The 20,534-nt window shown below is 73.5% G+C and carries 14 protein-coding genes; 7 read left to right on the top strand and 7 right to left on the bottom strand.

Going from position 1 to position 20,534, the window contains the following annotated elements; all coding sequences use genetic code 11:
• Window positions 1-3 precede the first annotated feature (3 nt).
• The 6 genes from NAG42_RS35840 to NAG42_RS35815 form a co-directional block, all read right to left on the bottom strand.
• On the bottom strand, window positions 4-1,041 hold the full coding sequence (locus tag NAG42_RS35840) for an aldo/keto reductase (protein WP_250036530.1): 1,038 nt from the start codon (window positions 1,039-1,041) through the stop codon (window positions 4-6).
• A 65-nt stretch (window positions 1,042-1,106) separates the two neighbouring features.
• On the bottom strand, window positions 1,107-3,692 hold the full coding sequence (locus NAG42_RS35835) for an ATP-binding protein (protein ID WP_250036529.1): 2,586 nt from the start codon (window positions 3,690-3,692) through the stop codon (window positions 1,107-1,109).
• Window positions 3,693-3,750: 58 nt separating this feature from the next.
• Complete coding sequence (locus NAG42_RS35830; RefSeq protein WP_250036527.1) at window positions 3,751-4,986, bottom strand: lipopolysaccharide biosynthesis protein; 1,236 nt, start codon at window positions 4,984-4,986, stop codon at window positions 3,751-3,753.
• Entirely contained in the window at window positions 4,950-5,972 is a 1,023-nt protein-coding gene (locus NAG42_RS35825; protein ID WP_250036526.1) for an NAD-dependent epimerase/dehydratase family protein, read from the bottom strand. Before NAG42_RS35825 ends, NAG42_RS35830 begins: the two co-directional genes overlap by 37 nt.
• A complete protein-coding gene (locus NAG42_RS35820; protein WP_250036524.1) occupies window positions 5,969-6,754 on the bottom strand; it encodes a glycosyltransferase family 2 protein in 786 nt (261 codons plus the stop codon). Before NAG42_RS35820 ends, NAG42_RS35825 begins: the two co-directional genes overlap by 4 nt.
• Window positions 6,751-7,929 carry a nucleotide sugar dehydrogenase gene (locus NAG42_RS35815; RefSeq protein WP_250036522.1) on the bottom strand — a complete coding sequence of 393 codons (1,179 nt, stop codon included), beginning with the start codon at window positions 7,927-7,929 and terminating at the stop codon, window positions 6,751-6,753. Before NAG42_RS35815 ends, NAG42_RS35820 begins: the two co-directional genes overlap by 4 nt.
• Before the next feature lie 91 nt (window positions 7,930-8,020).
• Here NAG42_RS35815 and NAG42_RS35810 point away from each other — a divergent pair, with 91 nt between their 5' ends.
• The 4 genes from NAG42_RS35810 to NAG42_RS35795 are packed head-to-tail and all read left to right on the top strand — an operon-like array spanning window position 8,021 to window position 12,432.
• Window positions 8,021-8,779, top strand: coding sequence for an FkbM family methyltransferase (locus NAG42_RS35810; protein ID WP_250036520.1), 759 nt, complete (start codon window positions 8,021-8,023; stop codon window positions 8,777-8,779).
• Window positions 8,776-10,587: a hypothetical protein gene (locus tag NAG42_RS35805; RefSeq protein WP_250036518.1), complete on the top strand. Its 1,812-nt coding sequence runs from the start codon at window positions 8,776-8,778 to the stop codon at window positions 10,585-10,587. The genes NAG42_RS35810 and NAG42_RS35805 overlap by 4 nt, the downstream gene beginning before the upstream one ends.
• Window positions 10,584-12,236: an MmpA family trehalose lipid delivery protein gene (locus tag NAG42_RS35800; protein ID WP_250036517.1), complete on the top strand. Its 1,653-nt coding sequence runs from the start codon at window positions 10,584-10,586 to the stop codon at window positions 12,234-12,236. Before NAG42_RS35805 ends, NAG42_RS35800 begins: the two co-directional genes overlap by 4 nt.
• A gap of 34 nt (window positions 12,237-12,270) precedes the next feature.
• Entirely contained in the window at window positions 12,271-12,432 is a 162-nt protein-coding gene (locus NAG42_RS35795) for a hypothetical protein (protein ID WP_250036515.1), read from the top strand.
• Here the strand turns inward: NAG42_RS35795 and NAG42_RS35790 are convergent.
• Window positions 12,417-13,598, bottom strand: coding sequence for a glycosyltransferase family 4 protein (locus tag NAG42_RS35790; RefSeq protein ID WP_250036513.1), 1,182 nt, complete (start codon window positions 13,596-13,598; stop codon window positions 12,417-12,419). The genes NAG42_RS35795 and NAG42_RS35790 overlap by 16 nt on opposite strands.
• A 103-nt stretch (window positions 13,599-13,701) precedes the next feature.
• Between NAG42_RS35790 and NAG42_RS35785 the strand changes: the two genes are divergently transcribed.
• Genes NAG42_RS35785 through NAG42_RS35775 form a run of 3 tightly spaced genes read left to right on the top strand, consistent with a single transcriptional unit; the run spans window position 13,702 to window position 20,463 of the window.
• Complete coding sequence (locus NAG42_RS35785; RefSeq protein ID WP_250036511.1) at window positions 13,702-15,402, top strand: substrate-binding and VWA domain-containing protein; 1,701 nt, start codon at window positions 13,702-13,704, stop codon at window positions 15,400-15,402.
• On the top strand, window positions 15,399-19,787 hold the full coding sequence (locus tag NAG42_RS35780; protein WP_250036509.1) for an alpha-(1->3)-arabinofuranosyltransferase domain-containing protein: 4,389 nt from the start codon (window positions 15,399-15,401) through the stop codon (window positions 19,785-19,787). Before NAG42_RS35785 ends, NAG42_RS35780 begins: the two co-directional genes overlap by 4 nt.
• Entirely contained in the window at window positions 19,711-20,463 is a 753-nt protein-coding gene (locus NAG42_RS35775) for a class I SAM-dependent methyltransferase (protein ID WP_250036507.1), read from the top strand. The genes NAG42_RS35780 and NAG42_RS35775 overlap by 77 nt, the downstream gene beginning before the upstream one ends.
• The last annotated feature ends 71 nt before the right edge of the window (window positions 20,464-20,534 follow it).

Raw genomic sequence — 20,534 nt, 5'->3', positions numbered from 1 at the left:
GCTTCACTTCCCGGACACGCCCTCGATGAGCCGGCTCCGCTGATTGATGCCGAGCGGACCGTACGGATAGTCGTTGGGCCGGGGAACGCTCGCCTCGTCGAGGGCGCGGGTCTCGGAGTCGCTGAGATGCAGCCCGGCCGCCTTGAGGTTCGTGTCGAGCTGGTCGAGGGTCCGGGCGCCCAGGATCGTCGACGTCACCGCCGGACGATCGGTGACCCAGGCCAGCGCCACCTCGGCCATCGACACGCCCCGGGCCTCGGCGACCCGCTGGACGGCTTCGACCACATCCCAGGTCCGCGCGCTGTTGCGCCGGTCGTAGGCCTCCATGCCCCGCTCCGGGTTGTCACCCAGGCGGGTGGCGCCGGTCGGCCGCTGATCGCGCCGGTACTTACCGGTCAGCCAGCCGCCGCCGAGCGGGCTCCAGGGCAGCAGGCCCAGGCCGGCGTCGAGCGAGGCCGGCACGATCTCGAACTCGATCTCGCGGACCAGCAGGTTGTATTGCGGCTGGAGGCTGATCGGGCCGGTCAGCCCGAGCGAGCGGGCCAGCGAGACCGCCTTGGTCAGCTGCCAGCCGGTGAAGTTGGAGAAGCCGTAATAGCGGATCTTGCCGGCCCGGACGAAGCCGTCCAGGGTGCGCAGCGTCTCCTCGAGCGGGGTGATCGGGTCCCACGCGTGGGCCTGGTAGAGGTCCACCGCGTCGACGCCGAGCCGGGTCAGCGAGGCGTCGAGCGCGCTGGTCAGATGACGCGCGGACAGCCCGGCACCGTTGGGGTCGGTCGCCATCGGGAAGCGGCCCTTGGTGGCGAGCACGACGGCGTCGGTGACGTCGGCCGGTCGCGCGGCCAGCCAACGGCCGATGATCCGCTCGGACTCGCCGGCCGAATACACGTCCGCGGTGTCGATGAACGTGCCGCCGGCCTCGACGAACCGGTCGAGCTGGGCGTGCGACACCTTCTCGTCGGATTCGTCGCCGAAGGTCATGGTGCCCAGGCAGAGCGAGGAAACGGCGCATCCGCTGCGCCCGAGTGTGCGGTATTCCATGGGCCCAAGGTAACCGCTGCCGGTCGGTCCGGCTCGGCGATCGGTTCCCCTCCCGGCCGGCGGTGTCAGTCGTGCGGTGCCAGGACGGCCAGGTGGGCGCGGATCTCGTCGGCCTCGGGCAGGCCGAGCTCGAGATAGATGGTCAAGGCCCGCTGGAAGTGCCCGGCCGCCCGGGCGTGATCGCCGAGGGCGCGGTGGAGGTGGCCGAGACCCGCCTCGGCGAAGGCCTGCTCGTCGGGCAGCCCGGCGTCGACGGCCAGGGCGAGCGCGGCGGTGTGATGGGCGAGCGCGTCGGTGGGCCGGCCGGCGGCGAGGGCCGCCCGGCCGAGGAGGTTGACCGCCCCGGTCTCACCGCCCTTGTTGCCGAGTTCGCGAAAGATGGTCAGCGACTGCTCGAGATACCCGATGGCCTCCTCGGGCCGGCCGAGGGCGTTGGACAACATGCCGAGGCTGTCCAGCGCCCCGGCTTCGTTGTTGCGGTTGCCGAGCTGCCGGAACAACGTCCGGGCCTGGGTCAGGTGCGCGGCGGCGTCGTCGTACCGGCCCGCCCGCGTCTCGATGTCGCCCAGGATGTTGAACGCCTGGGCCTCGCCGTGCCGGTTGCCGGACTGCCGATGCAGCACCAGGGCCTGCTCGCAGTGGTCGATCGCCTCGGGGAAACGGCCGGCCCGTTCCAGGACGAGGCCGATGCCGCTGAGCATGTTCGCCTCGCCGTTGCGGTCACCGGCCTGCCGATACAGGTCCAGGGCCTGCGTCTTGTAGTCGATGGCGGCCTGGTAGCGACCCATCCACTGCACGACGGTGCCCAGGTCGTAGAGGGCGGCCGCCTGCCCGGCCGGGTCCCCGATGAGGCGGAACAGCTCGAGCGCCCGCTGAAGGTCGTCCGACGCCTGCCCGGGCAGGCCCAGCCGCCGGTGGGCGACGCCGCGGTCGGTGAGGGAGTGGGCCTGTCCGGCCAGGTCACCGAGGTCGTGAGCGGCTCGCAGGGCGTGGCCATGCACGGTCAGCGCATCGCCGTGGTGGCCGCCCTTGAGGTAGCGCGACAGGGTGCGGGCCAGCCGCACGGCCCGGGCCGGCGAGCCGTGTGTCGCGGCGTGGGCCACGACGGCGATCAGCGTGGGCCGCTCGGTGTCCAGCCAGGCGACCGCGTCCTCGGGATCGGTCAGCTCCGGGCCCGGGGCCGGGTCGGCCGGCCGCGGCGGACGCTCGTGAGCCTCACCCGGGTGCAGCGCGTTCATGGCTGCCCCGGCGGTGGCGAGATAGTAGTCGGACAGCCGGTCGAGCGCGGCCCGGCGGGCGGCCGGCGGGTCCTGGTCGAGCGCGCGATCGGTGGCGTGCAGGCGGACCAGGTCGTGGAAGCCGAACCGCCCCGATCCGGTCGGCTGCAGCAGATGGTCCCGGACGAGGTGCTCGAGGCCGGTCGCCGCGGCGGCCGGCTCGGTGCCGGTCAGGGCCCCGGCCGCGTACGCGTCGAAGTCCTGACCCGGGTGCAGCGCGACCAGCCGCAGCAGTCGTTGCCGGGCGGCCGGCAGATCCTGGTAGGACAGATCGAGGGCCAGCTCGACCCCGGATTCCAGGCGGCGGCCCCGGTGCCGGTCGTCGAGCCGGTCGGCCTGGTCGGCCAGGGTCCAGTCGGGGAAGCCGCGAATGTGCCCGGCGACCAGGCTCAAGGCGAGCGGCAGGTAGCCGCAGCGGGCGGCGATCCGGGCCAGGGCGGCCGGGTCCGGCGCCCGGTGGGTCTCCGCGACCGCGGTCCTCAGGAACGTCACGGCCTCGTCCGGGGTGAACACGTCGACGGAGAGGGCGGTGGTCGCGGGCAGACCGGACAGGCTCCGCCGGCTGGTGACCAGCGCCAGACAGCCCGGCGTGTCCGGCAGCAGCGGCCGGACCTGCTCGACCGTGGCCGCGTTGTCCAGTACCACCAGCGCCCGGGTCCCGGCCAGGCGGGCGCGGTAGGCGGCGGCGCGGGCCTCCAGACCGTGCGGGATCCGGTGGCCGGACACGCCGAGCACGCGCAGGAACCCGTCGAGCACCGCCGCCGGGTCGGCCGGCGGCTGGGCCGGGTCGGGGTCGAAGCCGCGCAGGTTGACGAACAGCACCCGGTCGAACAGACCCTCCCCGGCCAGCAGGTGACCGGCGCGGACGGCGAGCTGGGTCTTGCCGACCCCGGCCATCCCGGCGATCGCCGAGATCACCACGGCGCCACCGTCGCGCCGGGCCGCACTGAGCGCGAGACGCAACCGCTCCAGCTCGTCCGTGCGACCGGTGAAACCGGCCAGATCCTGCGGCAACGTGTCGTGAACCCGGACCTGCGACACGGCGTCGATCTCGCCACCGACCGCCCGCAGGGCCTGCCGCCACAGAGCCACATAGCCCGCGTCCGGGTGCACCGCCTCGACCACGGCGATGACAAGGTCCGCGTTCAGCCGCCGCCGCCCGGCCCGGAAGCAGTCGGCCACGGTGGACTTGCTGGTCAGTTCCGTCGCCGGCCGCCCGGCCGCGGTCCAGGCCGCGTTGACCCGCTCCTTGATCGTGTCGTAGGACGGGTTGCCGCCCCACACCTTCAACAGCCGGAGCCGCTCGGCCACGTCGTCCAGACCGCCGGCCCGCCCCGGATCCGGCGGCCCACCGAACCCCTCCGGCTGCAGCATTTGCTCACCCATCGACATGTCGCGATCACTGACCGCTCGACCCTATCCACCCCGGCGGTCAGGCGCCGGGTCGGACTCGCCCGGAGCGGCCGGCGCCGAGCCGGCGCTGGCAGAGGGCGGCGCCGGTCAGGGCCAGGGCGGCGGTGGCGGCCGCGCACCACATGATGGCGGGCAGGGTCGGTGGGACCAGCCATTCGGCCGTCACCACCAGGACCGCGGTGGCCGCCCACAGTGGGGCCGACGGCCAGCGGGCGCCCGCCGCCACCTGGGCGTTGATCAGGACGAAGACCAGGGCGTAGAGGGCGCCGGTGGTGGCGAAGACCGGCGCGTAGCGGCCCAGCTCGGCGTAGCCGGCCCCGCCGGCCAGCTGGAAGGCCAGGCCGCCGGCCGCCGCCGAGGCCGCGACCAGCAACAGGCCGCAGGCGGCGACCAGGCCGACGGCGGTCAGCAGGGCGCGGCGGCTGCCCTGGGCGAGTTTGGGCAGGGCCAGCACGGTGACCACCTGCGGGGCCCACAGCGCACCCTTGGTCAGCACGGCTCCCACCGCGTAGGCGCCGGACGCGTCGGCCGGCAGCACGTGGCGGGCCAGGATCACGTCGGCGTACGAGACGGCGAGCATGGCCAGGGTGGCCGAGCCGGCGGTGAAGACCTGCCGGGCGGTGAGGCCGTGGTCGCCGGTCACGGCGCCGGGGGTGCGGGCCAGGACGGCCAGGACGAGCGGCACGCCCAGGGCCAGTGCGGTGCCGAGCAGCACGGAACCGGTCAGTCCGAGACCGAGCAGCAGGCCCGCGATCAGGCCCGCGTACCGGCCGGTGGCCAGCACCGACATGCCCAGCGCCAGGCGCAGGAAGCGCTCGTCGCCCTGCAGTTCGCCCAACCGGCGGCCACTCAGGACGATCGCGAAGGTGTAGACGGCGAGCAGGGGAGTGAGCGCGGGCGGCAGGTCGAGCAGCGGGCCGGCGACCGGCGCCAGCAACAGCACCGCGCCGCCGCAGACCAGCGCGGTGACCACGGCGACCCGGCCGGCGGTCGCGCCCGGGTGACGGGCCCGGCGGACCGCCATCGCGATCTGCAAGCCGGTGCCGGGCACCGAGGCGATCGCCACGATCGCCAGCACGGTGGCCAGCGCGCCGAGGTCGCCGGCGCTGAGCCGGCGGGCGCCGAGCACCGGTACGACGTACCCGAAGGCGTTGGTGACCGCGCCGGCCACCGTGACGGCGGCGCCGGCCAGGCCGATGCTGCGCCGGGACGGGGTCGTCAGAGACGACCCTCCGCGACCGCTCGGGTGATCCACGGGATCACCTCGTCGAGCATGGCGTCGAGCGGGGTGCCGGCGGTGAAGCCGAGCACCTCGCGGGCCTTCGTCACGTCCGGCACCCGCATCGCCACGTCGTGCGCGAACGGCTCGTCGCTGACGTGGCGGAACGGCACGCCGGGCCCGTTGACCTTGCGCCAGATCAGCTCGGCCAGCTCGAGCACGGTCGTCGACTGCGCGGTCGAGAGGTTGAAGTCCTCGTTCACGGCGGCGTCGTGCTCCATGGCGGTGACGATGCCGCGAGCCAGATCCCCGCCGTACGTGTAATGCCGCACCTGCTCGCCGGTGCCCAGGACGTGCAGCGGGTCCTGTCCCTTGAGGACCTTCTGCACCAGGTCCGGGACGACGTGCGACATGGCCAGCTTGACGTTGCCGGAGAGCACCTCGGCGTTGCCCAGGGCCCGGCCCTCGCCGACGCCGACGCAGTTGAACGGCCGGACGATCGTGTACGGCAGCTGGTACTGATCCCAGGCGGCCCGGGCGTAGTACTCCACGGCGAGTTTCTGGAAGCCGTACGAGGACCGCGGCGGCGGCACGGCCTTCTCGTCGCCCTCCTTGCTGGGCCACCGGTCGGTCGACTCGTAGACCATGGACGACGAGATGTACGTGACCTTCTTCAGCCGGCCGTCGCGGTGGGCCGCGATCGCCGCGTCGCACGAGGAGGCCATGATCCGCTCGTTGGTGGCGAGCAGGTCGTACGCGTACGCGTGGAAGTAGGAGATGCCGCCGATCATCGCGGCGCCCGCGATGAAGTGGTCGCAGCCGGCCAGCAGCTCGCCGACCAGGCGCGGATCGCGCGCGTCGCCCTCGACGAACCGGAAACCCGGGTGGTCGTCGTAGGCGTGCGCGACCTTGCCGTACTTCGAGTAGTCGTCGAGGCCCACCACCTCGTACCCCCGGCCGAGCAACTCCTCGACCAGATAACCGCCGATGAACCCGGCCGAGCCGGTGACCAGCACCTTCACTTGGAGGTGCCCTCCTTGTCGCGATCGGCCGGCACCGTGTCCGGCTTGCGGGCCGCCCAGCGGACGGCGAGTTGCTCCTCGGTCAGCCGGGGACCGAAGGCGAAGAGATACCAGCGCAGGTAGCTCGGCATGAACCGGCCCACGTCGAAGGTGGACTGGCCCAGCTGCCGGTCGAGCCAGATGGTCGGGATCTCGGCCACCGGGCGGCGCATCCTGGTCGCCTTCGCGGTGAGCTCGATGCCGATCTCGAACCCGGTCCGCGATTCGATGCCCACCTCGCGGACAAAATCGGTGTCGTACGCCTTGAAGCTGTTCGTCGCGTCCCGGGTGCCGACCCGGGCCAGCCACCACAGCGTGCGCCCGGCCCAGCGCGAGGCCATCCGCTTGAACCGCGGCCCGCCGACCTGCTGCCCGCCGGGCATGTAGCGCGACGCCGCGGCGACCACCACCCCCCGGTCGACCAGCCGGGCCAGGTCGTCGATCTGCCGCGGGTCGTCGCAGCCGTCGGCCATGGTCACCACGGCGACGGGCGCCGTGGCGGCGTCGATCCCGAACCGGATGGCGTTGGCCGGCCCCCGCCCGTACGTGTTGAGCACCGTCCGGACCCGGGGGTCGTGCTCCGCGAGCTTCTCCGCGTACGGCACTGTGGTGTCCTCGGGCATGTCGTGCACCACGAGGATCTCGGCCGGCAACATCACCTCGCGCAGGATGCGCTCCAGGTGCCGCACCACGTCGGCGCCCTCGTTGTAGACCGGGATGACGACCGAGACCCGGGGCGTCATACCCGCACTCCCGTCCCGGTCAGCCCCCACATGTCGACCAGCGGCGTCTCGGTCTCGAGCTCGGCGTACTGCGGGTGGGGCGCCGCGATGATCAGCAGGTCGGCCCGCTTCAGCACCTCGTCCAGCGGCAGGAGGCGGTCGTCGGGCACGAACGGGTCGGTGCAGAGCGTCTCGCGGGCCTTGAGCGTCAGAATTTTGCGCAGCTTGTAGGCCAGGCTGTCGCGCGAGTCGTCGCTGCCGCCCTTGAACGCCATGCCCAGGATGCCGACGGTGAGCTCGCTCAGGTCGAACCGGTCCTCCAGCCGCGAGACCAGATAGAGCGGGAGGCCCTCGTTGATCAGCATCGCCGAGTGGCCGAGCACGAAGTTGTTGCGGTTGAACGCGGCCAGCTGCATCGTGTCCTTGAGCAGGCACGGCCCGGCGGCGAAGCCGGGCATCGGCAGGTCGTCGGCCCGCGGGTACTCGAAGGTGACGGCGTGCCGGATCCGGGCGAAGTCGAGGCCGAAGTCGTTGGCCATCATCCAGAACTGGTTGGCCGCCGCGAACTTCAGGTAGCGCCAGGTGTTGGTGAACAGCTTGGCCAGCTCGGCCTCCTCCGGCTCGAGCCGGACGATCGAGTCGGTGAGGGTGCGGAACAGCTTCTCGGCTCGGTCGAGGGCCCGCGGTGTGCGGGCGGCGACGATCTGCGGCAGCGTGAAGAGCTCGGTCATCGCCTTGCCCTCGGCGATCCGCTCCGGGCAGAAGGCGACGTCCACGTCGAGACCGCGACCGGCCAGCAACCGCTCGGTCAGCGCGGTAACTCCTGGGTAGACGGTGCTGCGCAGCACGATGAGCTGGCCGTCGCGCAGATGCTCGACCCCGCGCTCGATGGCCCGCGGCACCGCGCCGAGGTCGGGGTTGAGGTGCTCGTCGACCGGGGTGCCGACGACGACGATCAGCGCGTCGGCCTGACCGACGCTCGACGGGTCGGTGGAGGCGCGCAGACGGCCCGCCGCGAGCGCCTCGGCCAGCGGCTCGGCGGCACCGTGCTCAGCGAAGGGCATCGATGCCGCGTTGACCCGATCGACGGCGGTCGCATCGATGTCGTACAGCACGACGGAGAGTCCGCGCGAGGCCAGCGCGATGCCCAGAGGCAGGCCGACACGGCCACAACCACCCACGACGCAGACGTCCACACACGGCTCCCTTCACTTCGGTGCCTGGAGGTTACTCGTGAGTCAACTTCGGGTCTACCCATGCGCGAAACAGGCACTATGGTTCGTCACCATGGCCGGCACGTTGACCACCCGATTGAGCTCGCGCATCGCCGCGGCACTACCGTCCGACGCCGTCGCGGGGGCGGTGCGATTCGCCTATCCCCGGGTCGAGCCGGAGCTCGCCCGGCTCGCCTCCTACGCACCCCGAGGCGGCACGGCCGTCGACGTCGGAGCCTGGTACGGACCGTGGACACGCGGCCTGCGCCGGATCGCCGGCCGGGTGGTCGCGATCGAGCCGACGGCCGAGCTGGCCCGGTGCGTCGCCACCGCGTTCCCCGACGTGCGGGTGGTCGAGGCGGTCGCCTCGGACCACGCCGGCACGGCCGAGCTCCATCTGCCACCCGGCGGCCCGGGCACCGGCACCTCGTCGCTGGAGCAGCCGACCGGGCGCACGGTCACGGTCGAGCGGGTCACGATCGACCAGCTGGAGCTGACCGACGTCCGGTTCCTCAAGATCGACGTCGAGGGTCACGAGGTGCCCGCGCTGCGCGGCGCCGAGCGGACGCTGCGGCGGGACCGGCCGATGATGATCGTCGAGCTCGAGGAGCGGATCCAGGAGGTCGAGCCGGTGCTCGAGCTGCTCGCCGGGTGGGGTTACCGCCCCTACGTGATGCCGGCCGGTCGCTGGATCCCACTGTCCGAATTCGACCTGATCGGTCACCAGCGGCAGGCCCTGGCCCGGGTCGGGCAGAGCTTCGCCCGGCGGGTGGTCTGGCCGAGGCCGCGGTACGTCAACATGGTCCTCTTCCGGCCGGAGGGCCGGGCGTGAGCGTTGCCGCCGTCCCCGCGCTCCGGGCCCGGGTCGACCCGGTCGACGCCGTCGCCGGCCTGCTCATCGTGCTCAGCGTGGCCTGGCGGGCGGTGGTCTCCCGGCGCGGCTTCCTGGCCGTCGACGACTTCCCGATCGTGTCCCAGGCCGACGCGTACGGGTTGGACTTCGAGCACGTGTTCGGTCTCTACAACAACCACTTCATGCCGGCCGGTCGCTTGATCACGCTGGCCGTCGAGCGGCTCGCGGGCTACGACTACCTGCCGTTGCTGGCCCTGATGCTGCTCGGTCAGCTGGCCGTCGGGGTGGCGTTCTACCGCCTGCTCAAGCTCATGCTGCCGGCCGGCTGGGGTCTGCTCCTGCCGCTCTGCCTGCTCGTGTTCAACCCGCTGACCCTGGAGCTCACCGCCTGGTGGGCGGTCGGCGTCAACCTGCTGCCGATGCAGCTGGCGATGATCGTGGCCATCGGCGCCCAGGTGCGATACCTGCGCACCGGCGACCGGCACCACCTGGTCACGCTGGCCGCCGCGGTGCTGGTCGGCCTGTTCTTCTTCGAGAAGGTGCTGTTCGCGGTGCCGCTCGTGTTCCTGGTCGCGCTCTGCCTCTACGCGCCCGGCGGCCCGGTCCGCGCTGTCGTCACCACGGTCCGGCGGTGGTGGCCGGCCTGGGCCGTGCTGACCGTGATCGTGCTGGTCTACCTCGGCGCCTATCTGTCCATGTCGACCGCTTCCACGCTGCGCGAGCCGTCGTCGGCCGGGGAGGTGGGCACGTTCCTCCGCCAGTACTTCGGCGAGTCGCTCGCCCCGGGTCTGCTCGGCGGGCCGTGGAGCTGGCTGGCGGCCGGTGACGGCACCGCGGTCGTGGCGCCGACCGAGGCTGCCCGCTGGATCTCGTGGGCCGCGGCCGGGGCCCTGATCGCCGGGACGATCTGGTGGCGCCGCTGGGTGGCCGTGCGGGCCTGGACCCTGCTGCTGCTCTTCGCGCTGCTGGCCGCCGGGCTGATCGCGGCCACCCGGCTGGGCTCGGCGCTCAGCGGGGTCGCCGGTCTGGTGCCGCGCTACCTGGGTGACGTCATGCCGGTCGCGGCGCTGTGCGTGGGGATCGCGGTCTGCGGTCTGCGAGCTCTGGACGGCACGGTGGAGCAACCGCGGCGGCCGGTGCCCGTGGCCGCGCTGACCGCGGTGGCGGCCCTGTTCGTCGCCAGCAGCCTCTACAGCAGCGTCGATTTCGCCGCCGACTGGTCGCACAAGGCCGGGCGCGACTACCTGGCCACCGCCCGGGCCGACCTGGCCGTGGCCGAGGCGGGCACGGTCTTCATGGACCAGCCGGTCCCCGAGGAGGTGGTGCCGGGCATGTCGAGCCCGTGGAACATGCAGTCCCGGTTCTTCGGCCCCGAGCCGTCCGGCCCGACGTTCGTCAGTGAGGCCCAGCGGCTGTCCGTCTTCGACGACTCCGGGCACGTCCGGCCGGCCTGGGTCGAGGGTGTGCGGGCCGAGCCCGGCCCGGTCAAGGGCTGCGGTTACCAGGTGACCAAGGGCCGCACGGTCCGCATCCCGCTGCGGTCGGCGGTCGTCGACTACTGGCAGGTGCTGCGGATCGGCTACCTCAGCGACAGCGACACCACGGCGACGGTCCGGATCGGTGACCACCCGGCCCGCTCGTTCCCGGTGCGCCGGGGCCTCAACGCCATGTTCGTCCTGATGCTGGCCGGCGGCGACCGGATGACCCTCGAGGCCGACGACGCGACGGCGAACATCTGCACCGACGAGATCGAGATCGGCACGCTGGTGCCGCAGCCGGTCGGGTGAAGACGCACGCCGTCGCCGCCGCGGTCACCGCGGTCGTCCTGGCCCCGCTGGCCCGGCCCGGCTACGTGCTGCGCTACGACATGGTGTTCGTGCCGCGGCAGCCGCTGAACTGGGAGATGCTGGCGCCGGCCGACTCGCTGCCCCGGGCGGTGCCGCTGGACGCGCTGGTGTCGGTGGCCAACCTGGCCGTCCCGGGCTGGCTGCTGCAACGGCTGGCGCTGGTGGCGGTCGTCTATCTGGCCGCGCTCGGCGCGGCCCGGCTGATGCCGGCCGAGCGGACCGGCCCGCGGGTGGTGGCGGCCCTGGCCTACGCGTGGACGCCGTTCCTGGCCGAGCGGCTGCTGCTCGGGCAGTGGGCGCTGCTGCTCGCCTACGCCGCCCTGCCCTGGCTGGTGGCCGCGGCGCGTGACGTGCGGGCCGGGCGGCCGGGCGCGCTGCCCCGGCTGGTCCTCGCGGCCGCGCCGGCTGCCGTCACCCCGACCGGCGGGCTGATCGCGCTGGCCGCCGTCGTGGTGCTGCTGCCGCTGCGCTCGCGCACCACCGCGATCGCCGCGGCCTCGGTCCTCGGGCTCAACGCGCCCTGGCTGGTCGCCGCGCTGACCGGGGCGGCCGGCGGCGTCTCCGACCCACAGGGTGTGCCCGCCTTCGCCGCCCGCGCCGAGAACTGGGCCGGCGCCTGGTGGTCGCTGGCCGGCACCGGGGGCATCTGGAACGCCGCGACCGTGCCGGCCAGCCGGGCCTCGGTGCTGACGCCGGTGGTGACGCTGCTGGTGCTCGCGATCGCGGCGGCCGGGCTCCGGGTCCTGCGCCGCCGCCTGCCGGGTGTCGCGGACCGGTTGCTGGTGCTCGCGGCGGGCGGTTTCCTGCTGGCCGCGGCGGGTGCCGGGCCGGGCGAGCCGCTGCTCGAGTGGGTGGTCGGCCACGTGCCGGGCGGCGGTCTGCTGCGGGACGGGCAGAAGTTCCTCATCCCGTACGCGTTGGCTCTGGCCCTGGCCTTCGCGGCCGGAGCCGAGCGTCTGGCCGGGGTCTTCGCCCGCCGCTTCGAACCCGCGGCGGGCCGGATGGTGCTGGCCGGCGCGGTGCTGCTGCCGGTGGCGGTCCTGCCCGACCTGGCCCTCGGCGCGCTCGGCGCGTTGCGGCCGGTCAGCTATCCGGCCGACTGGAACGCGGTCGCCGACCGGGTGGACGCGGCACCGGGCGAGGTCCTCTCGCTGCCGTTCGAGGGTTACCAGAGCTATTCCTGGACCCGCGGCGTGGTCGTGCGCGACCCGGCCGCGCGCTACCTGGACGCCCCGGTGCTGATGAATGACGCACTGCGGGTGGGGCCGGTGACCGTGGCCGGGGAGAGCCCGCGGGCCCGGACCGTGGCGGAGTCTCTCGCGGCCGGCCGGCCCGCCGCCGAGCTCGGCTTCCGCTGGGTGCTGGTGCGGTCGGGAACCGCCGGTCAACCGCCGGCGAGCGTCCTGACCGGACTCCGGCTCGCCTACGCGGGGCCGGATCTGCGGCTCTGGGAGAACCCGGCGGCGCCGCCCGCCCCGGCCGCGGCACCCGATCGGCGCGTCCTGGCTCTGGCCGCCCACGGAGCTGCCGCCGCAATCGTGATCTTCTATGCCCTGGCGCTGCTGCGGAGGAGACCTACTCCGTGGTAACGTCCGCCAATTCGCACCGGGGAGGGAGTAGAGCATGGCCAAGCTGGCAACCTTCGTTGTAGCCCTGGTCGCCGGGGGTGTCCTCGGCGCGGTGGGCGTCATCGCCATGATGGGCGCGGTCAACCCGTCCGCCGATCATGTCGCCCAGACGACCGACATCGTCGATGCCTCGACGAGCGTCTACGGCACTCGCTGATCGGTCTTCCCCGGCTGAGCCGCGGGAAGCTGCGCGGCAACCACCTGGGCGACGGCCTCACCGGCCATTGCCCAGGTGAACCGCCGGGCGTACGACGCCGCGGCGCAGCCCATGCTCGACCGGAGCTGAGCGTCCAGCAGCAGCTCGCGGGTGGCCCGGAAGAATTCGAACTCGTCCTCGACCAGCACGCCGGTCTCCCCGTCGGCCATCGCGTCGACGACGCCGCCCGCGGAGCGGAACGCGACCGACGGCGTACCCCGCGCGCCGGCCTCCACGATGGTCAGACCCCAGCCTTCCTTGATCGAGGGCTGCAGCATCAGCCATGAACCGCAGAGCAGCTCATGCTTGTGCTCCTCGGTGACGAACCCGGTGAACCGCACGTGCTTCTCGATGTCCAGGTCGGCCGCGAGCTGCCGCAGCGGCTCGTCCCACCAGCCGTGACCGGCCACCACCAGTTCGACGTCGGGCATCTCGGTGGCCAGCAGGGCGGTCGCCCGCATCGCCAGTTCGACCCGCTTGTGCGGAACGAGGCGTCCGAGAACGATCAGACTCGGGAAGGGCGTGCGGGGCACCGCCGGACCGACCACCGCGGTCGTTCCGTTGTGGATGACGGTGATCCGCTCGGGGTCCACCCCGAGACCGGCGAGCTCGCCCCGGCTCGACTCCGACACAGTGATGTAGCGGCACCGCCGATACACCCGGACGGCCAGCCACGACTCGATCCACCAACCGATCCGGGCGATCCGCGGACCGAACAGCACCGGCCACTGCTCCCGGTGCACGTGGTGCACGAGCGCGATCACCGGCCGCCGTGACCACAGCTTGCTCAGGAACGGGATGCCGTTGCCGACGTCGACGATCACGTCCGGGCGGCCGCGGCGCCGCCGGGACAGTGGACCGATTCCGAATACGCCGGCGAGGTAGATCAACGCCGCCGCAAGGTATACGGTGTGCCGGCCGCCGCGGCGGATGATCCGGAGACCGTCCGGGTTCGTCTCCTCGGCCGGCGCGACGCCGTAAGCCTGGCAGACGAGGGTCGCGCGGTAGCCCCGGGAAACCATTTCGGCGGCCACCCGCTCGAGGAAGACCTCGGAACCGCCCCCCTCCGGGTGGGCGGTGTCCCTCCAGTTCAGGAACAGCACGTGGGCGCCGAAGACATCGGTCATGGTCTACTCGTTCACACCCCTACTGGCGAGTACGATTCACGATCGCGTCACATTAGGGCAGCCTGCCGAGAAACCGCAACGGCTCATCGACGAGGGGAGACCAGTGGCCGACGGGAGCCTTCGCACGCGACCGGAGTTCTGGCCGGTCACGCTGCTGAGCGTGGCCCTGGTCGCCGTTCTCGGCGGATGGAGCGCGGTCTCCTATCTCGAGCGGACCCGCAGCGACCCCGGCTGCGCCGAGCAGATCACGACGCGGGTCGCCGCGGCGCCGAGCATCGCCCCCGCGGCCCGGGCCGTCGCCGGGCGGCTGGCCGAGCGCGAGCCCTGCCTGACGGTGGTCGTCGAGGCCCGGGAGTCCGCGGATGTCCTTCGTGACCTGTCCCGGGGCACGGGCGCGTCCTCGTCGTCGCCGTCCTCGTCGGCGCCACCGCCCCCGGTCGCGGCGGCGCCCGACGTCTGGTTGCCCGAGTCGACGCTCTGGCTGCGGCGCGCCCGCGCAGCCGGCGCGTTCCAGGTGCCGGCCGAGGGCGTCTCGGTCGCCACCACCCCGGTCGTGCTGGCCCTGGACAGTGCCTCGGCCACCCGGTTGAGCCGCGGCGGCGCCCTGAGCTGGGCCCGGCTGGTGGCCGGGGCCCAGGCTCCGGTGCCGGTCACACTGCCCGACCCGGCGACCAGCCCGGTCGGCTTCGCGGCCCTGGTCGGCATCCGGGCCCTGGCTGACAAGACTCGGCCGGGCGACGCCGCGGCCGGTGCCGCGGCCATCATGCGGCGCCTGGCCCCGCGCACCGTCTCGGTCGAGGGCGAGACCGTGCCGGCGCCGGTCGGGCCGGGCCCCCAGGAGAGCGCGATGGTCAGCACCGAGCAGTCGGTGCTGGGGAGCGTGGCCCGGGGCCGCGGCGAGGTCGCGGTCTATCCGCCGGCCGCGCTGCCCGGCCCCGACTACCCGTACGCGGTGCTCGGCACCGGTGACGAGCAGGGTGGCGCCCCGGCGTTCCTGCGCGCGCTGCTCGCCGCCGAGGGCGCGCAGACCCTGACCGGGAGCGGGCTGCGCACCCCGGCCGGCGCCGCCCCGGCCGGCATCCCGGCCGCCACCAGGATCCGTAAGGTCGTCTACCCGCCCGCGCGCCTGCCGGACGACACCGCCGCCGTGGAGCTGGTCAACGCGTGGGGAGGGGTGCACATCAGCGCCCGGATGCTGGCCGTCTTCGACATCTCCGGCTCGATGGCCGCGCAGGTCCCCGGCTCGTCCGAGACCCGGATGTCGGCCACCGTGCAGGCCGCCCAGGGCGGCGCCAAGCTGCTGCTGGGCACCACCGAGATCGGGGTCTGGGAGTTCTCCACCGACCTGGAGGCCGGGCGTGACTACCGCGAGGTGGTGCCGGTCGGACCGGTCGGCCCGCGGCGGGCGGCGATCATCGAGGAGCTGGGCCGGATGAAGCTCAAGCCCAACGGCGGGACCGGGCTCTACGACACCACGCTGGCCGCCTACCGGGACGCCACTCGCAACTGGACACCGGGCCGGATCAACATGGTCCTGATCCTCACCGACGGGCGCGACGACGACCGGCGCGGCATCAAACGCGCGGTGCTGCTGCGCGAGCTGGGCGAGCTGGCCGACCGCAAGCGCCCGGTGCCGATCCTGTTCATCGGCGTCGGCCCCGAGATCGACCGCGACGAGCTGCAGCAGATCGCCACCGCCACCGGCGGGCGGGTGGCGCTGACCGCGAAGCCGTCCGGCATCCGCCAGATCTTCTTCACCGCGCTGGCCGAGTTCAGCTGCCTGCCACCGAAGTGCCGCCGATGACCGCCGCCCTCGACCGCCGGCGGCGCCCGGCCGTCGCCGCCGGGGCCCTGCTCCTGGTGGTCCTCGCCTTCCTGCAACGCCCGGGCCGCACCACTTTCGACACCAAGCTCGACCTGGCCGAGAACCCGATCGGCTTCATGGCCCGCTCGCTGCACCTGTGGAACCCGTGGGCCACCTCGGGCGAGCTGCAACAGCAGGCGTACGGCTACCTGTTCCCGATGGGCCCGTTCTTCGCGGCCGGCGACCTGCTCGGCATCCCGCCCTGGATCACCCAGCGGGTCTGGTGCGCGCTGCTGTTCTGTGCCGCCTACTTCGGCGTGCTGCTGCTGGCCCGGGCTCTGCGGATCGGCACCGACACCGGCCGGATCATCGGCGCACTGGCCTACGCGCTGGCGCCGCGCATGCTGACCGAGATCGGGCCGCTGTCCTCGGAGATGCTGCCGGTCGTCGTCCTGCCCTGGGTGCTGCTGCCGCTGGTGGCGGTCCGCCGGATCGGCTCCAACCGGCGGGCGGCCGCGCTCTCCGCCCTGGCCGTGGTCTTCATGGGCGGCATCAACGCCGCCGCCGTCGTGATGGCCCTCGTCCTGCCCGGCGTCTATCTGCTCACCCGGCCCTGGAACCGGCCGCTGTTCCGGCTGATCGGCTGGTGGACGCTGTTCGTCACGCTGGCCAGCCTGTGGTGGATCATCCCGCTGTTCCTGTTCGGCCAGTACAGCCTGCCGTTCCTCGACTACATCGAGTCCTCCGCCACCACCACCGCGATCACCTCGCTCTTCCAGGCCATCCGCGGCACCAACCAGTGGAGCGGCTACATCGTGCAGGGCGAGCCGTGGTGGCCGGCCGGCTGGATGCTCGTCGACCGGCCGGTGCTGATGGCCGCGACCGCTCTGGTCGCCGCGGTCGGCCTGCTCGGCCTGTCGCTGCGCGCGCTGCCCGAGCGGCGCTTCCTGGTGCTCGGCGCGCTGACCGGTCTGACCCTGCTCACCATGGGCTACGTCGGCACGATGGACAGCCCGTTCGCGCCGCTGATGCGCGACCTGCTCGACGGCCCGCTGGCCCCGCTGCGCAACGTGCACAAGTTCGAGCCGGTGCTGCGGCTGCCGATCGCGCTCGGCCTGGCCTACGCGGCGAGCCGGGTGCTCGCCGTGCCGCGCCTTCGGCTGCGCCTGCCGGCCGCCCCGGTGGTGGCCGTGCTGCTGCTGGCCGCGGCCGCGCCGGCCTGGCTCTTCGTGCTGCGCCCCGGGCCCGGCTGGTCGGAGATCCCGCCGTACTGGAATCAGGCCACCTCCTGGCTGGCCGCCCAGGACGCCCAGGCTCGCACCCTGGTCGTGCCCGGATCCGGGTTCGCCCAGCACTCCTGGGGCCGGACGGTCGACGAGCCGATCCAGCCGCTGGCCGACGCGCCCTGGTCGACCCGGCACCAGATCCCGCTCGGTTCCGAGGGCAACATCCGGGTGATGGACACCGTCGAGCAGGTGCTCGCGCAGGGCCGCGGCTCGCCCGCGCTGGCCGCCTTCCTGGCCCGCTCGGGCTACCGCTATCTGCTGGTCCGCAACGATCTGGATCGCGCGGCCTCCGGCGCCCCGCCGATCGCCGTGGTGCGCCGGGCGGTGACCGGCTCGCCCGGTCTGGTCGCGGCGGCCACGTTCGGCCCCCGGGTCGGTGCGGCCGGTGCGGCTCCCAGCCCGGTCGACGCCGGCGTCTCCGTGCCGGCCATCGAGATCTTCGAGGTGGACCGTCCGGTGCCGGCCGTGTCGGCCACCGCCGTCAAGGACGTGCCGACGGTCAGCGGTGGCCCGGAGTCCCTGCTCGGCCTGCTCGAACAGGGACTGGTCGACGAGGCGCAGCCGGTGGTGCTGGCCGGCGACGGGTCCGGTGACCTCGGTCCCGCCGGGTCCGGGCCGCGGATCGTCACCGACGGCCTGCGCCGGCGCGAACTCAACATCGGCCGGATGCGCGACAACGTCAGCCAGACCCTGACCGCCGACGAGAAGACCCGGCAGGGACGGGTCCGCAGCGACTTCCTGCCGTTCCCGGCCGACGGCCACCAGACGGTCGCCGCCTACCAGGGTGTCCGATCCGTGCAGGCGTCGAGCAGCGAGAGCTTCGCCGACTCGTTCGGCCCGAGCGACCCCTCGGGCCTGCCGTTCGCGGCACTCGACGGCGACGAGTCGACCGCCTGGCGCTCGGATGCCTACCAGTCGGCCCGCGGGCAGTGGCTCGAAGTGGTGCTGGAGACGCCGCAACGGGTCACCGAGGTGACCGTCGACTTCGCCGACGACCTGCGGGTCGCCGCCCCGGTCGCGGCCGTGCGGCTGACGACCGACCAGGGCGTCGTGGACCGCGTCGTCCCGGCCGGCCCGGGCCGGCACAAGCTCTCCACGCTGCCTGGTCTGACCACGACCGTACGGGTCACCGTCCTGGCCCTGCAGCCCGGCTATCAGGGTGCCGTGGCCCTGCGCGAGCTCGAGATCCCCGGCCTGACCGCGCAGCGGGGCCTGCGGGTGCCGGCCGACGTCCCGGCCGGCGCGCCGGCGGTCTACGCGTTCGAGCGCTCACCCCAGCAACGCGGTTCCTGCTACCCGGTTGCCGGTGTTGTCCACTGTGACCAGTTCCTGGCCCGCTCGGGGGAGGAGCCGCTCGGCCTCGACCGGTTCTTCACCACCACGGCCGGCGCCACCTACGATCTGCGGCTGACCGCCCAGCCCCGGCCCGGCGGCACCCTGCCGTTGACCCGCAAGGTGTCCTCCTCGGCGTCGTCGGTGCTGACCGGTGACGTGACGGCCGGCGCGCACGCGGCAGTCGACGGCGACCCGGCCACCGCCTGGCTGGCCGAGCCGACCGACGACACCCCGACACTGCGGCTCTCCTGGGGCCCGGCCCGCCGGTTGGACCGGGTCCGGCTCGTCGTCCCGGACGCCCCGGCCGCCGCCGAGCCGACCCAGGTCCTGATCACCACGCCCACCGGCCAGACGGTCGCCCCGGTCGGCGCCGACGGCTGGGTCCGCTTCCCGGCGGTCACCACCAAGCAGCTCGGCATCACGATCACCGGCACCCGTGAGGTCGTGTCGGACACCCGGGGCAACGGCTGGCCCGCGCCGGCCGGTCTGGCCGAGGTCGAGGTGCCCGCCCTGACCGGCCTGCTCACCCCGGCCACCGCGGCCACGCCGCTCACCGCCCGCTGCGGCAGCGGGCCGGGCGTCGAGATCGACGGCGTGGCCTATCCGACGTCGGTCGCGGGCACGCTGGGCGACGTCCGGGCCGGACGGGCCCTCCGGGTCACCGTCTGCGACGACTTCGTGAGCGAGTCCGTACCGCTGGCGGCGGGGGAGCACCGCTTGCGCACGGTGCCGTCGGCGGCGTACGTGGTGGACTCGGCGACCCTCGTCCGCGGCCGAGCCGCAGCCGTGACCACCCGCCCGGTCGAGGCCACCCGCTGGGACCCGACCGAGCGGCAGGTCACCGCGGGCGCCGGGGCCGAGTCGCTGCTACTGGTGCACGAGAACTTCAACGCGGGCTGGACGGCGACGCTGGACGGGCAGCAGTTGCGGGCGGTGCGGGTCGACGGCTGGCAGCAGGCGTTCGTGCTCCCGGCCGGTGACGGCGGCGCGGTGACCCTCGAGTTCACCCCGGACCGCCCGTACCGTCTCGGTCTGGCCATCGGGGCCGCCTGCATCCTGCTCGTGCTGCTGATGGCGATGGTGCCGGTCGGTAAACGCCGGCTGGCGCGCGCCGTGGCCCCGCCGGCCTGGATGTTCCGGGGCGTGCCGGGTGGTGGCGGGTGGGTCGTCGTGCCCCTGATGCTGCTGGTCGTCGCGATCGGTGGGGCGGCCGGCGCGGCCCTGCTGCTGGCCGCGCTCATCGTGCGCCAGCTGCGCCCGGGCGCGCTGCCCGGCATCGCCTTCGTCAGCGCCGGCGCGGGCTTCGCGGTCGCCGTCGGCGGTCGCCTGCTCGGGCACGGGCAGGAGTGGGCCTACGGCGCCTGGGTGCAGGTGGCCATGCTGGCCGCGGTCTGCGCGGTGGCGGCGACCGTCGCGCCCGCGGCCGGCCGGCCGGATGACCCGGCGCCGGCCGTGGCCGCGCCTGTCCGCCACGGAGTGCGACCTGCTCTACCGCCCGCGGCGGACAAGAACTCGGTAGAACCAGGTGGCACTGCGCCGAGCGACAGCGGAGCCGACGACAGCGAGGCGGACGACAGTGGACCGGACGGCAGCGGAGGAAACGGCAGTGGACCGGACGGCGGCCGACCAGACGGCAGTGGACCGGACGGCAGTGGAGCAGGCGGCAGTGGACCGGACGGCGGACCGGGTGGCACCGCATCGGGCGACGCTGAGCCGGTCGATCTCGCTGTTCCAGGCGTTCCTGGTGGAGCAGACCGACCCTGACCGGTTCTATTCCGTGCTGGCCGGCGACTCGGTGCGCCAGCTGGCGTCGTACGCCGACCTCGACGGGGCCCGGGTGCTCGACGTGGGCGGCGGTCCGGGGTATTTCGGCACCGAGTTCGCGAAGGCCGGCGCGACCTACCACGGCATCGATCCGGCGGTCGGCGACTTCGCGGCGGCCGGCGCCGAGGTCTGCGGCATGGTCCGGGGCAGCGGCACCGCCCTGCCCATCCGGACCGGCTCGATCGACGTCTGCTACTCGTCCAACGTCCTCGAGCACGTCGCCGACCCGGAGGCGATGCTCGACGAGATGGTGCGGGTGACCCGGCCCGGCGGCATCGTCTATGTGTCGTACACGCCGTGGCTGTCGCCGCACGGCGGTCACGAGACCGGGCCGTGGCATCTGCTGCTCGGCGGCGCGGGGGCCCGGCGCCGCTATGTGCGCCGCAACGGCAAGGAGCCCAAGAACCGGATCGGCGAGACGCTTTTCGCCATCAGCGCGGCCCGCAGCATGCGCTGGGCGCGGGCCGCCCGCCGGGCCGGCGATGTCGCCGTCGTCGATGTGCTGCCCCGGTATCACCCGGGCTGGGCGTGCTGGGTGGCCCGCGTGCCGCTGCTGCGGGAAGCCCTCACATGGAACTTCACGATCGTCCTGCGGCGCATTGAAACGTCCGAATAATTCACCGCTCAGGAACATCTCGTTCAGGGGTCGCTTTCCATTGATACTCAGTAGTAACCTTCCGCCAGCCC

Source organism: Paractinoplanes maris (assembly GCF_023544465.1).
Lineage (GTDB): Bacteria > Actinomycetota > Actinomycetes > Mycobacteriales > Micromonosporaceae > Actinoplanes > Actinoplanes maris.
This window is presented reverse-complemented; position numbering and strand designations above follow the sequence as displayed.

Excerpts from the sequence above, each read along its gene's own strand:
- NAG42_RS35840 (WP_250036530.1), bottom strand. The coding sequence starts at position 1,041 with ATGGAATACCGCACACTCGGGCGCAGCGGATGCGCCGTTTCCTCGCTC.
- NAG42_RS35835 (WP_250036529.1), bottom strand. The coding sequence starts at position 3,692 with ATGCTGCAGCCGGAGGGGTTCGGTGGGCCGCCGGATCCGGGGCGGGCC.
- NAG42_RS35820 (WP_250036524.1), bottom strand. The coding sequence starts at position 6,754 with ATGACGCCCCGGGTCTCGGTCGTCATCCCGGTCTACAACGAGGGCGCC.
- NAG42_RS35810 (WP_250036520.1), top strand. The coding sequence starts at position 8,021 with ATGGCCGGCACGTTGACCACCCGATTGAGCTCGCGCATCGCCGCGGCA.
- NAG42_RS35795 (WP_250036515.1), top strand. The coding sequence starts at position 12,271 with ATGGCCAAGCTGGCAACCTTCGTTGTAGCCCTGGTCGCCGGGGGTGTC.
- NAG42_RS35790 (WP_250036513.1), bottom strand. The coding sequence starts at position 13,598 with ATGACCGATGTCTTCGGCGCCCACGTGCTGTTCCTGAACTGGAGGGAC.
- NAG42_RS35780 (WP_250036509.1), top strand. The coding sequence starts at position 15,399 with ATGACCGCCGCCCTCGACCGCCGGCGGCGCCCGGCCGTCGCCGCCGGG.